The sequence below is a fragment of the Rhodovastum atsumiense genome, from assembly GCF_937425535.1.
In the GTDB taxonomy this organism is placed as follows: domain Bacteria; phylum Pseudomonadota; class Alphaproteobacteria; order Acetobacterales; family Acetobacteraceae; genus Rhodovastum; species Rhodovastum atsumiense.
This window is the reverse complement of record NZ_OW485601.1, coordinates 2,410,470-2,423,702: the sequence shown is the minus strand read 5'-3', so window position 1 is coordinate 2,423,702 and position 13,233 is coordinate 2,410,470. Positions and strand designations below refer to the sequence as shown.

Genomic DNA, 13,233 nt, shown 5'->3' with positions numbered 1-13,233 from the left:
CGGCTCCGAATCGCCGCTATCGCCAGCTCGTCAGGTAGAAGCGGGGGATTTCGTCGGGGTAGGCCCTGAAGGACACTTCGCGACGTGCCGCATAGGACTGCACGCTCGTCATGATCGGCAGGAAATACATCTGCTCGGTGATCAGGCGGATGGCCGCAGCGTAGTAGCGGCGGCGTTCATCGGCATTGGTGCTCGCTCCGCCCTGCTCCACCAGCCGCTTCAGCTCCGGGTCGCGGGTGTTGTCGTTGTCGCTGAACCCCTCGGTGCCGGCGCTGAAGAACTGCGGCAGGAATGCCGAAACGTCGTTGATGGAGTAGCTGCCCCAGTTGGCGAGGTAGAGCGGATTGCCGCCTTCCAGGTTGCGCCTGAGCGCGGCTTCGGTCTGCAGATGCACCAGCCGGGCGTCGATGCCGACCGCCTTCAGGTAGCCCTGCACCGGGGCCTCGAACTGCGGCAACAGGTAACTGATCATCTCCGTCCGAAACCCGTCCGGATAGCCCGCTTCCGCCAGCAGCGCCCGCGCCCGGGCCGGGTCGTAGGCGTAGCGCACCGCCACCGAGGGATCACAGCCGAACTGCGTCGGGAAGCAGGGCGTGTCGATCGCCCGCGAGCCGCCCTGCATGATGTTCTTCGCGATCGCCTGCCGGTCGATCGCATGCGCGATCGCCTGGCGCACTTTCACCTTGGTCATCGGGTTGCCCGCGCCGGTGCGGCCGGCCGCGTCGAACATCAGGAAGTTCACCCGCATCGTCTCGGCCCGCGTCGTCTGCAGGTGCGGCAGCAGGCCGAGCCTGTCCACGTCATCGGGCGGCAGGTTCCAGGTCCAGTCCGCCTTGTCGCCGAGCAGTTCGCTCTGCGCCGTGGCCGGATCGGCGACCTGGTGGATGCGCAGGCGCCGGATCGCCGGCCTACCTTTCGGGCTGTCCGGAAAATAATCCTCGAAGCGCTCGAGATCGATTTCGGTCCCCCCGTCCACCCGGGTGATGCGGTACGGCCCGGTACCGACCGGCTGCCGGTCATAGGCCGCCTGCCCCACCCGCTCGCGATACACCTTCGGCAGGATCGGCAACGCCATCGCCATGTATTCCATGGCCGCGGGAAAGACGCGCCGGAAGCGCAGCCGCACTTTGTACTCGTCGATGCGGTCGGCGCCCGCAATCCAGGCAAAGTTGGCCGGCACCGCGATCTGCCGATCGGTCAGCACGGTGTTGATCGTATAGATCACGTCGTCGGCGCTGAACGGGCTGCCGTCGTGGAATTTCACCCCGCGCCGCAGGTCCAGCTCCAGCGTGGTGTCGTCGATGGCCTTCCATGACACCGCCAGCAGCGGCTTGATCACGAAGCTGTCCGGATCGCGATGGACCAGCGTATCGAAGGCATGGTGCGCCACCACCAGCCCGGCCCGGAGCTGGTTGTAGTACGGATTGATGTTGGCGATCTGGTCCCACCAGACGATGCGCAGCGTGTCCTGCGCCTTCTGCGCCTGCGCCGGGGCCCAGGTGGCAGCAAGCGCCCCCGCGAGACCGAGTCGTCGCAGCCAACTCCGCGCACGCATATCCGCCCCCACCTCGGCAGGCCCGGCTGACCGAGGCGAAACGGTAGAAGTCCAGGCCGCAGCGGGCAAGCAGGCAACGACAAAGGCGCGGCCGTGCCGCTCAACCCATCGTGCTGTTGAACGCGCCGCCGTCGAGCAGCAGGTTCTGCCCGACGATGAAGCCCGAGGACGCCGCGCACAGGAACACGCAGGCCGCACCGAACTCCTCGGGATCGCCCACGCGCCCGGCCGGTGAGGCGCGCCCGCGCTCGGCGATCACCTCGTCCACCGGCCGCCCTTCGCGCTCGGCCTGCGCCTGCATGGTGCCGCGCAGCCGGTCGGTCAGGAAGGGACCGGGCAGCAGGCCGTTGATGGTGACGTTGTGCCGCGCCACCTGCCGCGCGAGCCCGCCGACGAATCCGGTCAGCCCGGCCCGCGCGCCGTTGCTCATGCCCAGGGTGGGGATCGGCGACTTCACGCTGCCCGAGGTGATATTGACGATGCGGCCGAAGCGGCGCGCGCACATGCCGTCCACCACCGCGCGGATCAGGAAGATCGGCGTCAGCATGTTGGCGTCCAGCGCGCGGATCCAGTCATCGCGCTCCCAGTCGCGGAAATCCCCCGGCGGCGGCCCGCCGGCGTTGTTGACCAGGATGTCGGGCTCGGGGCAGGCGGCCAGCGCCGCCGCGCGCCCGGCCTCGGTGGTGATGTCGCCCGGCACCGCCGTCACCGTCGCGCCGGTGGCCGCACGGATCTCGGCGGCGGTGCGCTCCAGCGTCCCGGCGGTGCGCGCCGTGATCACCAGCTCCACTCCCTCGCGGGCCAGCGCCATGGCGCAGGCCCGGCCCAGCCCCTTGCTCGCCGCGCAGACGATCGCCCGCCTGCCCTTCAGTCCGGTCTCCATCGCGTTTCGCCTTCCTTGTGCGCGCCGTCACGCCGGCACGTGAATCGTCTCCAGCCCCGCGCGCACGGCATCCGGGATCGCGACCGGGCGCATCGTCGCGCGGTCGACATAGACATGCACGAAATGCCCTTCCGCCGAGGCCAGCGTCTCCGCGGCGCGGAACACGCCCACTTCGTAACGCACCGAGGATTTCCCGAGCTTCGCCACCCGGATGCCCACGCATACTTCGTCCGGATAGGAGACCTGGGAGATGTAGCGGCAGCCGGTCTCCGCCACGATGCCCACCACCGGACTGCCGGCCAGGTCCAGCAGGCCATGGTCGAGCAGGAAGCGGTTCACCGCCGTGTCGATCCACGAATAGTAAACAACGTTATTCACATGCCCGTAGGCATCGTTGTCCATCCAGCGCGTGGTGATGGTGTGGAACCAGCGGAACTGGTCGCGCGAGGCAGGCGGGTGACGGCTCATGCATGCATCCGGTCTTGTCGCGGGCCGATCACACCCCAGTTCCGCCCTCGCGTCCACCCGGCCGGCGCGGGCCTTCCGGGCGGGCGAGGTCGTCACATCGCGGCCGAAGCAATGGCCGATCGCAACAGAAGGTCCTGGCGATGACACATCCCTGGTGGCGGGCACTGCCCGTCCTGGCCGCCCTCTGCACCCTGCCGGCGGCGGCACAGGCGCACGCGATCCTGCTGGACATGCGCCCGGCCGCCAGCAGCACCGTCGCGCCCGGTTCCGTGACATTCCAGCTTCGCTTCAACAGCCGCATCGATGCCCATCGCTCCCGCCTGACCCTCACCCGGCCGGATCGCTCCCAGACCGACCTGCCGATCGCGGACGGCGGCAGCGCGGACGTTCTCGCCGCCACCGCCGATCTTTCCCCCGGCGCCTATACGCTGCGCTGGCAGGTGCTGGCGATCGATGGCCACATCACCCGCGGCGACATTGCCTTCAGCGTGAAGGCGCCCTGAACCGTGGCGCTGCTGATCGACCTGTTCGGCTATCTCGGCGTCATCCTGCACGGCGTGGCGATCGTGGCGCAGTCGATGGCGCTCGGCGGTGTGCTGTTCCTGCTGCTGATCGCCCGCCCGCTGCAGGGCATGGGCGCGGCGGGACCGATGGTGTTGCGCGACACCCTCCGCATCACCACCTGGGCGGCAGTCGCGCTGGCGCTGGTCGAAGCCGCGATCGTCGCCATGCAGGTGGCGATCCTGACCGACACGGTGGCGATCCCGACGGTCGATGCGCTGGGCTCGGCCTCCGCGCTCGCCGGCCTGGCCAAGCTGGCGGCGGCGCTGGCGCTGGCGGTGCTGCTGGGACGGCACGGCGCCGACGCCACTGCCCGGACGCTGCTCGGCCTGGGCGCGGTGGTGCTGACGGCGGCCACGCTGACCACCCATGCCGCCGCCCGCATCGAGGACCGGCCGCTTCTGCTGGCCGCCACCGCCCTGCACCAGCTTGGCGCGGCGATCTGGATCGGCGGCATCCCCTGCTTCGTCGCCGCGCTGGCACGGGTGCGGGACGGCCTCTCCTGGCGGGCGATCGGGGCACGGTTCTCGCGCATGTCGATGGCGGGGGTGGGCTGCATCGTCCTCTCCGCCGCCGTGCTCGCGGCGATCTATATCGGGGATTGGGCCGGGCTGTACGGCACCGCCTACGGCGTGATGGTCGGCGCCAAGGCGGTGATGTTCGCCGGCCTGCTCGCGCTCGGCTTCGGCAATTTCCGCGTGGTGGAACGGCTGCGCGCCGATCCCGCCACGCCGGTGCTGCGCCTGCGCCGCTTCGCCGAGGTGGAGATCGGCCTCGGCTTCACCCTGTTCTTCGCCGCCGCCGGCCTGACCTCCGCGCCGCCCGCGATCGACCTGCAGCAGGACCGCGTCACCTGGCAGGAAATCGTCGCGCGCAACACGCCGGTCTGGCCACGTCTGGTCTCGCCCGACCACGACGCGCTGGCGCTGCCGGCCTTGCAGGCGAAACTGGATGCCGAGGCCGCGCAACGGAGCGCCCCGGCCGCCCGCGCCTTCATCCCCGGGGCAGGCGAGCTGGCGGAGCGCAACGCCGCCGACATCGCCTGGTCGGAATTCAACCATCACTGGGCCGGCCTGTCCGTGCTGGCGATCGGCCTGCTCGCGCTGGCCAACCGGGCCGGGGTGCGGCCGGCCCGCCATTGGCCGCTGCTGTTCCTGGTGATGGGATCCTTCCTGTTCGTCCGCTCCGATCCCGAGGTCTGGCCGCTGGGCGAGAACGGCCTGCTGGAGAGCCTGCGTGACGTGGAAGTGCTGCAGCACAAGGCGCTGGTGCTGCTGATCGTTGCCTTCGGCCTGTTCGAATGGCGGGTGCGGCTGGGCCTGGCGCGACGCCGCTGGGCGCCCTACGTCTTCCCGATCGTCTGCGCCATCGGGGGTGCGGCGCTGCTGACGCACAGCCACGCCATCAGCAACGTCAAGGAGCAGTTGCTGATCGAGCTGACGCACACGCCGCTGGCGCTGTTCGGCGTCGCCGCGGGCTGGGCCCGCTGGCTGGAGCTGCGACTCGACGGACGTGCCGCCCGTATCGCCGCCTGGGTCTGGCCCATCTGCTTCGTGCTGGTGGGGCTGACGCTGCTGAACTACCGCGAGGCCTGAGCCCGTGGGGCGGCATTGCCGCCGGGGCTATCCTGCCGCCGCCCTTGCCGCCATGCTCCGCGCCGGCCGCCGCCACTGCGGCGCGGACCCTTTCCGGAGGAAACGGCATGGCCGAGCGAAGCGAAAAGGCGAAGATGCTGGCGGGCGAACTGTACCGCTCCATCGGCCCCGAGATCGAGGCCGACCAGCGACGGGCCCAGGCGCTGCAACAGGTCTACAACGCCAGCGCGGTCGACAGCGACCGCACGGCCCTGCTGCGCGAACTGCTCGGCGGCATCGGCGAGAACAGCGTCATCCGTCCTCCCTTCCATTGCGACTACGGCTTCAACATCCGACTTGGAAAGGGCGTCTTCCTCAATTTCGGCTGCGTGTTCCTCGACGTTGTCGGCATCGAGGTCGGCGACCTCGTGCAGATCGGGCCGGGCGTGCAGGTCTACACGGCGGACCACCCCCGCGACCCGGCACTGCGCCGCGCCGGCTATGAATTTGGCCGGCCGGTACGCATCGGCAGCAATGTCTGGATCGGCGGCGGCGCCATCATCCTGCCCGGCGTGACCATCGGCGAGGATGCCGTGATCGGCGCGGGCAGCGTGGTCACGCGCGACGTGCCGGCCGGGGCGACGGTGGCGGGCAACCCGGCACGAGTGCTGCCGGAACGGACCCCGCCGATCCGATAAACCGGCGTCAGCGCGCGTTCGCCTCGACCAAGGCGCGCAACCCGTCGAGCATCTGCGCCGGCGTCGGCGGGCAACCGCGGATCACCAGGTCCACCGGCACCGCCGCCTCGATCCCCCCGGCAACGGCGTAGCTGCCCTTGAACGCGCCGCCATCGATGGCGCAGTCACCGACCGCCACTACCCATTTCGGATCGGGCGTGGCGGTCCAGGTGCGCAGCAGCGCCTCCTGCATGTTGCGCGTCAGCGGCCCGGTCACCAGCAGCACGTCGGCATGGCGCGGACTGGCGACGAAGCGCAGCCCGAACCGCTCCAGGTCGTAGACGATGCCGTTCAGCATGTGGATCTCGAGCTCGCAGCCGTTGCAACTGCCCGCATCCACCTGCCGGATGGCGAGGCTGCGCCCGAGCGCCCGCTGCGACGCCGCCGCCAGCCGCTCGGCGAGCGCGCGCGTGGCCGCCTCGTCCACCCGCCCCGTCGCCAGCGTCGACGGCCCGTGCCGCAGGGATTTCAGCATCCGGCGCCAGGCCATCAGAGATCCACCCCGGAATAGGAGCAGTTGAACGACTTGTTGCAGAGCGGGAAGTCGGCGACGATGTTGCCGCGGATCGCGCTCTCCAGCAGCGGCCATTGCAGCCAGCTCGGATCGCGCATGAAGACGCTGCCGATCTGGCCGCCATCCAGCCGCAGCCAATGCCAGATATCGCCGCGGAAGCCCTCGGCCCAGCCGATCCCCTCGCCGGAGGCGAGCGGCAGCGGCACGCTGATCGCGCCCTCCGGCAGGTCGAGCAGCAATTCGCGCAACAGCCGCAGGCTCTCGGTGATCTCGGCGAAGCGGATGCGCAGCCGCGCGTCCACGTCGCCCTCGTTCAGCACCGGCACCTCGAAGCTCAACCGCTCATAGGGCGGATAGCCCGGCAGCTTGCGCGCGTCGAAGCCGCGGCCGGAGGCGCGCCCGACATAGCCGCCGGCGGCGAAGGCGGCGGCCAGCTCCGGCGCCAGGATTCCGGTGCCGACCGTCCGGTCGGTCAGCGAGGAATGGGTCTCGTAGACGCGCACCAAGTCCGGCAACTCGGCCTCGATCCCGGCGATCGCGCGCAGGATCGCCTCCGTCCCGCCCGGGGCGATGTCCGCCGCCACGCCGCCCGGCACCACCGCATCCATCATCAGCCGGTGGCCGAACGCGGCGGCGGCGGCGCGCAGCATCGCCTCGCGGTGGAAGCCGCAGCGCGCCAGCAGGAAGGTGTAGCCGGCATCGTTGGGGATCGCGCCGCAATCGCCGAGATGGTTGGCCACGCGCTCCAGCTCGGCCATCACCGCCCGCAGTGCCGCCGCCCGCGGTGGCGCCTCGGTGCCGGTGGCGACCTCGGCGGCGCGGGCGAAGGCCAGCGAATGCGCCACCGTGCTGTCGCCCGACAGCCGCGCCGCGAACCGCGCCGCCGCCCGCGGCGACTTGCCCCGCATCAGGCCGAGCGTGCCCTTGTGCAGCCAGCCGAGCCGCACCTCCAGCCGCAGGATCGTCTCGCCCTGCGCCGAGAAGCGGAAATGTCCCGGCTCGATGATGCCGGCATGCACCGGCCCGACCGGGATCTGGTGGATGTCCTCGCCCTCGACGGGCAGGAACTCCGGGGGATCGGGCGGGGTGGTGCGCGGCTCGGGCTTGGGCGAGAGCGGCATCGCGTGCGCCCAGCGGCCATGGTCGAGCCAGGAGCGCTGGTCGCACCCGCCGGTGGCGACGTGCCCCCACAGGTCGCGGATCATGCGCTCGAACCAGGCGGCCGAGGGCCGGTGCGGCGACAGCGCCGGATAACGGCCCTCCTCCACCCGCACGGACACCGGCAGGAACGCGCCCGCCGCGACGTCGTGCAGCAGCGCATGCACGCTGACGGTGTCGGCCCACAGGGCGAGCAACGACGGCGCCTCCGCCCCGCCGAGGGAAGCCGCCATCTCCGCCCAGGCATCGGCCGCCAGCACATGGCGTGGCCAGGGATGGCAGATCTCCGTCGGCGCGGCGCGGATCAGATCGACCGTGTTCACGGCGCCGCCTCCGCGATGGCGGTGAACCAGGCGGCCACGCCCGCCGGCATGGCGAGGCCGAGCACCAGCACGATGCCGAGATGCACCCAGGCCGGCAGCAGCGCGTACGGACCGGGCGGCGGCCCGCGATCCGGCGTCGCCGCCCCCATGCACAGGGTGATCAGCCGCCGCGTCAGCCCCCAGCCGCCCACCACCAGCCCGAACCCGAGCGGCAGCACCAGCCAGGGCTGGTACCCGACAGCGGCGGTGATCACCAGGAACTCGCTCGGGAACAGGCCGAAGGGCGGCAGCCCGGCAACGCCGACGATGCCGGCGGCGAGCGTCAGCCCGAGCGCCGGATGGCGCAGCAGCAGCCCGCCGATGTCGGAGAAGCGCTGGCTGCCCTTGAGCTGGACGGCGCGGCCGATGCACTGGAAGACGGCCGCCTTGGTCAGGGTGTGCAGGGTGATGTGCAGCAGCGCCGCGAAGGTCGCCGCCGGCCCGCCGAGGCCGATGGCGAAGGCCGCCACACCGGATTGCTCGATGGTGGAATAGGCGAAGAACCGCTTCACGTCCCGCCGCCGCCACAGGCTGAACGCCGCCACCAGAACGGTGATCAGGCCCAGCACCATGATCGGCGGCCCCGGCGAGATCGCCTCCGGGTTATCGTTCAGCACGCCGCGCAGGCGCAGGATCACGAACAGCGCCACGTTCAGGATCGAGCCGGACAGCACCGCCGAAACCGGGGTCGGCCCCTCGGCATGCGCATCCGGCATCCAGGTGTGCAGCGGCACCAGCCCCGCCTTGGTGCCGTAGCCCAGCAGCAGGAAAACGAAGGCGAGGTTCAGCAGGGTCGGCCGGCATTCCGCCGCCGCCGGGATCACCGCGTTCCAGGTCATCGCCGGCAGGCCCGACCCCAGCGCCGGCTGGGCGGCGAGATAGAGGACGATGGTGCCGAAGAACGCCAGCGCGATGCCCACACCGCAGACCAGGAACAGCTTCCAGGACGCCTCGACCGCATCGGCGGTGCGCGGCAACCCCACCACCATCACCGAGGCGATGGTCGCCGCCTCGATCGCCCCCCAGGTCGTGGGCAGGTTGTTCGACAGCAGCGCCAGCAGCATGAAGCCGAGATAGGTCTGGAACAGCGCGTGATAGGCACGCAGCCGCCCCGCGTCGATGCGCCCCGAGGCCAGTTCCACCGCGACATAGCCGCGGCTGAACCAGGCGGTGGTCATGCCCACGAAGCTGGTCAGGATGGCCATGTGCGCGGACAGGCGATCGACCAGCAGCAGGATCCCCGCGCCCTGCTGCCAGGGCAGCAGGCAGGCCAGCAGGAACGCCAGCGTGGCGGCGGCGATGCCGATCCAGGGGGCGATGCTCTGGTCGCGCACGAAGCCCAGCCCGGAGGCGGCCAGCAGCGGGACCATCACCACCAGCCCGGGCAGCGTGAACAGCTCCCGGACCATCGCGAACAGGATGCCGAACTCGCTCATGCCGGGCGGACCGGCGGACAGGTCGGACGCATCACCGGTAGGTCCCCGTCACCCGGTCGAGATGGCTGACATCGAGGCTTTCGAAGCGCTCGCGGATGCGGAAGAAGAACACGCCGAACACGGTCGCGCCGATCAGCACCAGCACCCCCACCGACAATTCCACCACCAGCGGCATGCCCTTCACGCCGACGGCGGCCAGGATCAGCCCGTTTTCCACCGACATGAAGCCGATCACCTGGGTCAGGGCGCTGCGCCGGGTGATCATCATCAACTGCCCGAGCAACACCACCGACAGCGCCAGCGACAGGTCCTCGCGCGTCAGGATCTGCGAATCCATGGTGGTCGGCAGCACCACCATGATGGACAGCACCACCAGCGCCACGCCGACCGCCATGCTCGGGAAGACGCCGAACGCGGTCTCGATGGCGCGATGGATGTTCAACCTGCGGACGATCGTATGCAGCGCCACCGGGATCGCCACCCCCTTGGCGGAAAGCGCGATCAGGGCGGTGACGTAGAGGTCCGCGGAGCCCTGCACCCAGGCCTGCCACGCCGCCGCCGCCGCCAGCACCCAGGCCTGCAGCGTGTAGATGTGGATCACCGCGGTGATGCGCCGCTGGTAGAGCAGGGCGAAGGACAGCACCAGCACCGCGCCGCCGAGCAGGTGCGCAAGATCGTAGGAAAACGCGCCGAATCCCAGAGTTCCGCCCACGCCGCCGACCCCCATCACGCGAATCCCTGGCTGACGAACAGGAACACCGCCGCCAGCAGCCCGAGCAGCAGGGCGACGCCGAGGAATTCCGGCACCCGGAAGATGCGCATCTTGGCCATGGCGGTCTCGAACAGGGCCAGCGCCACGGCCAGCAGGACCACCTTCAGCGTCCACAGCGGCAGCGCCAGCAGCCAGGTGATCGGCCCGGAGTCCAGCGTCGCCGTGCCGAAGGGGACGAAGATCACGCTGATCAGGGAGATCCAGAGCAGCAGCTTCAGCGCCGCGCCCCATTCGATCAGCGCCAGGTGACGGCCGGAATATTCCAGCACCATGGCCTCGTGTACCATGGTGAGCTCCAGGTGGGTCGCGGGGTTGTCGACCGGGATGCGGCCGGTCTCGGCGATGGCGATGGCGATCGTCGCCACCAGCGCCAGCCCGAGCGAGACGCGCAGCCCGAAGCTGGCCTCGCGCAACAGCCCGGCGACGACGTCGAGATTGGTCGAGCCCACCAGCAGCGCGAGGGTGAAGATCACCAGCATCATCGCCGGCTCGGCGAAGGCCGAGAAGGTCATCTCGCGGGAAGCGCCCAGGCCGCCGAAGGCGGTGCCGCTGTCCATCCCCGCCAGGGCCAGGGCACAGCGCGCCAGGGTCAGCAGCCCCAGGATCACCAGCAGGTCGGCCACGGAAGCAGACACCATGCCCAGGGCGAAGCTGGGCACCAGGGTCGCGGCCGCCAGGATGGCGGCGAAGGCGACGATGGGGGCACCGCGGAACAGCCAGGAAGTGCCTTCGGCCAGCACCGGCTGCTTGCGCGACAGCCGGATCAGATCGCGCCAAGGTTGCAGGATGTCGGCGCCGGTGCGCCCGAGCAGCCGTGCCTTGCACAGCCGGATCAGCCCGACCAGCAACGGGGCGGCCGCCAGCATCAATAATAAATGCAACAATTGCGTCGCGATGGAGACCAGCAGGGTCATCGCCTGCCCCCACCCGGGGCGCTGCCCCGGACCCTGCCAGGAGGCTTTGCCTCCTGGACCTCCACCAAGGGCCACAGGCCCTTGGATCCCATTCCTTGCCGCGCAGCGCTTTTGGGGTGCAGGGGTCCCCTGACCCCTGCCGGGTCCAGGGCAGAGCCCTGGCCTTCCTTCAGCCCTGCCATCAAAGCTGCTCCAGCACGGCGACCACGGTCAGGAACATCACCAGCGCCCCGAACATCAGCGACAGGGTACGTCGGATGGTCAGGAACTGGATGACGTCCACGGCCTCCGACAGGCGCTCGCGCACCGCCGCGACCGGGCGGAAGATCAGGGTCTCCGCCGGGTCCTGCAGCGTGGCGGTGATGCGGGCCGGCCGGGTTTCCCCCGGTTCGGGCATATCGACGACCTCCCGCGCCTGCAGCAGCGCGCCGCCGAGCGCCCGGCGCAATGGCTGGCCGAAGCTGGCGCCGCCGTACTGGGTGATCGGATCGCCGAAGGGCAGCCAGGCCGGGGGCGGGCCGAAGCCGCAATCCCAGGCGGGCCCGATCCGGTATCCTGGCGCCCTGCGGATCACCACCAGCCAGACCACCAGGGCCAGCGCCAGCCCGAGCAGGATCGCCAGGGCCAGGGGGATATAGCCCGCCCCGTCCGCCTGCGGCGCCACCATCAGCAGCCCCGCCCGGTCGGCCATCCCGGCCGAGAGCAGCCGCCGCAACGCGGGTTCGGCCAGTCCCAGCACGCCGCCGGGCAGCAGCCCGACCAGGACCGAGGCCACTGCTAGCCCGATCATGCCGCCGCGCGCCCAGGGACCGGCCTCCTCGGCCGCCGAGGCGCGCGGGGAGCGTGGCCGGCCCAGGAACGCTACCCCCACCAGCCGCACCGCCGCGGCGGCGGCCAGGGCGGCGGCCAGCGCCATCAGTCCGGCCACCACGCAGATCAGTGTTTGCAACCAGAGGCCGCCGATGCGCGGCCCGCCGAGCACCGCCTGGAACAGGGTCCATTCGCCCGCGAAGCCCGAGGACGGCGGCAGCGCCGCCAGCGAAGCCGCGCCCACCAGCACGCAGGCGGTGGTCACCGGCATGCGGTGGATCAGCCCGCCGAGCCGCACCATCAGCCGCGATCCGGCGGCGTGCTGCACCACGCCCGCGCACTGGAACAGCAGCGCCTTGAACAGGCCGTGCGCCATCACGTGCAGCAGGGCGCCGCCCAGCGCCAGCGCCGCCAGCGTCGAAAGGTCCGCCGCCCGCGCCGCCAGGGCGATGCCGAGGCCGATGGTGATCAGCCCGATATTCTCGATCGTCGAGCAGGCGAGCACGCCCTTGATGTCGCCTTCCATGTTGGCACGCAGCCCGCCGAGCACCGCGCCGGCGGCGCCGAGCACAAGCAGCGGCACACCCCACCACAGCGGCTGGGCCGGCCCGCACAGGTCGAAAAGGATTCTAATCAGTACGTACAGGGCGACCTTGGTCATCGCCCCGGACATCAGGGCCGAGACATGGCCCGGCGCCGCAGCATGGGCCGGCGGCAGCCAGACATGCAACGGCGCCAATCCTGCCTTCGACCCGGCCCCGACCAGGGTCAGCAGCAGCACCGCCAGCGCTTGCCAGCCTTCGGGCGGGTGCGCCCGGATCGCGGCGAAGCGCAGGTCCCATCCCGAACCTGCGGCCAGCAGCGCCAGCGCCGGGATCAGGCAGACCGCGCCCAGTGCCGCCATGCCGACATAGAGCAGCGCCGCCGCGCGCACCGCCTCGTCCTCGTGGCGCGTCAGCACCAGGGCGAAGGAGGCGAGCGACATCAGTTCGAAACCGAGCACCAGGGCGAAGGCGTCGCCGGCCAGCAGGGTCAGCGCCATGGCGCCAATGAAGACCGGGAAGAACGGCTCGGTGGCGGCGTACTCGCCATGGTCCTCCTGCGCCGTGGCCGCACTTGCCATGCCGGCCGCCATCAGCAGCAGCAGGAAGAAGCCCGACAGGCCATCGAGCGCGAGCGTGGTGGCGCGGCCCGGCAGGCCGATCGGCACCGACAGCGTGGCCGGCGCCGCCCCGCCCAGCAGGAAACCCAGGTCGAGCAGCAGCCCGAGCCCGCACAACGCCAGCGTGCCGGACGCGACGATCCGCCGCGGCACGAACGCGCTCGCGAGGCCAAGCGCCAGCAGCGCCGCCACGACCAGCGAAAGCCCTGTCATCGCGATCGCGCTCAGGACCGGCGCGCCCGTTCCGGCGCGGGAAGGAGGGATGGAGTCACCACAACACGATACAACCCATCCCATGCCTCCGGAAGGAACTGCTGCACGCGATCA

Annotated in this window: 12 protein-coding genes; 3 read left to right on the top strand and 9 right to left on the bottom strand. The window is 70.8% G+C overall.

What is annotated here, in order from left to right; all coding sequences use genetic code 11:
• Positions 1–16 precede the first annotated feature (16 nt).
• The 3 genes from NBY65_RS11110 to NBY65_RS11100 form a co-directional block, all read right to left on the bottom strand.
• Entirely contained in the window at positions 17–1,555 is a 1,539-nt protein-coding gene (locus NBY65_RS11110) for an ABC transporter substrate-binding protein (protein ID WP_150040169.1), read from the bottom strand.
• A gap of 100 nt (positions 1,556–1,655) precedes the next feature.
• A complete protein-coding gene (locus NBY65_RS11105; protein WP_150040170.1) occupies positions 1,656–2,438 on the bottom strand; it encodes an SDR family oxidoreductase in 783 nt (260 codons plus the stop codon).
• A gap of 27 nt (positions 2,439–2,465) precedes the next feature.
• Complete coding sequence (locus NBY65_RS11100) at positions 2,466–2,906, bottom strand: acyl-CoA thioesterase (RefSeq protein ID WP_150040171.1); 441 nt, start codon at positions 2,904–2,906, stop codon at positions 2,466–2,468.
• A 140-nt stretch (positions 2,907–3,046) separates the two neighbouring features.
• Here NBY65_RS11100 and NBY65_RS11095 point away from each other — a divergent pair, with 140 nt between their 5' ends.
• The 3 genes from NBY65_RS11095 to NBY65_RS11085 all read left to right on the top strand — a co-directional run bounded on the left by NBY65_RS11095 (position 3,047) and on the right by NBY65_RS11085 (position 5,739).
• Positions 3,047–3,409 (top strand): copper resistance CopC family protein, encoded by a 363-nt coding sequence (locus NBY65_RS11095; protein WP_150040172.1) that lies wholly within the window; start codon positions 3,047–3,049, stop codon positions 3,407–3,409.
• Positions 3,410–3,412: 3 nt separating this feature from the next.
• The gene (locus tag NBY65_RS11090; RefSeq protein ID WP_150040173.1) at positions 3,413–5,062 is read left to right on the top strand and encodes a copper resistance D family protein; all 1,650 of its coding nucleotides are present in this window, start codon (positions 3,413–3,415) and stop codon (positions 5,060–5,062) included.
• 107 nt (positions 5,063–5,169) lie between these two features.
• Complete coding sequence (locus NBY65_RS11085) at positions 5,170–5,739, top strand: sugar O-acetyltransferase (protein WP_150040174.1); 570 nt, start codon at positions 5,170–5,172, stop codon at positions 5,737–5,739.
• 7 nt (positions 5,740–5,746) lie between these two features.
• On the opposite strand, the gene NBY65_RS11080 is transcribed toward NBY65_RS11085, so the two are convergent.
• The 6 genes from NBY65_RS11080 to NBY65_RS11055 form a co-directional block, all read right to left on the bottom strand.
• Positions 5,747–6,268, bottom strand: a complete 522-nt coding sequence (locus NBY65_RS11080) for an NADH-quinone oxidoreductase subunit B family protein (protein ID WP_239002738.1) — start codon at positions 6,266–6,268, stop codon at positions 5,747–5,749.
• A complete protein-coding gene (locus NBY65_RS11075; RefSeq protein ID WP_203330434.1) occupies positions 6,268–7,773 on the bottom strand; it encodes a hydrogenase large subunit in 1,506 nt (501 codons plus the stop codon). The genes NBY65_RS11080 and NBY65_RS11075 overlap by 1 nt, the downstream gene beginning before the upstream one ends.
• Positions 7,770–9,248 (bottom strand): hydrogenase 4 subunit F, encoded by a 1,479-nt coding sequence (locus NBY65_RS11070; RefSeq protein WP_150040175.1) that lies wholly within the window; start codon positions 9,246–9,248, stop codon positions 7,770–7,772. Before NBY65_RS11070 ends, NBY65_RS11075 begins: the two co-directional genes overlap by 4 nt.
• A 31-nt stretch (positions 9,249–9,279) precedes the next feature.
• Positions 9,280–9,975, bottom strand: a complete 696-nt coding sequence (locus tag NBY65_RS11065) for a hydrogenase-4 component E (RefSeq protein ID WP_150040176.1) — start codon at positions 9,973–9,975, stop codon at positions 9,280–9,282.
• On the bottom strand, positions 9,975–10,934 hold the full coding sequence (locus tag NBY65_RS11060) for a respiratory chain complex I subunit 1 family protein (RefSeq protein ID WP_150040177.1): 960 nt from the start codon (positions 10,932–10,934) through the stop codon (positions 9,975–9,977). The genes NBY65_RS11065 and NBY65_RS11060 overlap by 1 nt, the downstream gene beginning before the upstream one ends.
• 181 nt (positions 10,935–11,115) lie before the next feature.
• A complete protein-coding gene (locus tag NBY65_RS11055) occupies positions 11,116–13,119 on the bottom strand; it encodes a proton-conducting transporter transmembrane domain-containing protein (protein WP_162530908.1) in 2,004 nt (667 codons plus the stop codon).
• Between the last annotated feature and the right edge of the window lie 114 nt (positions 13,120–13,233).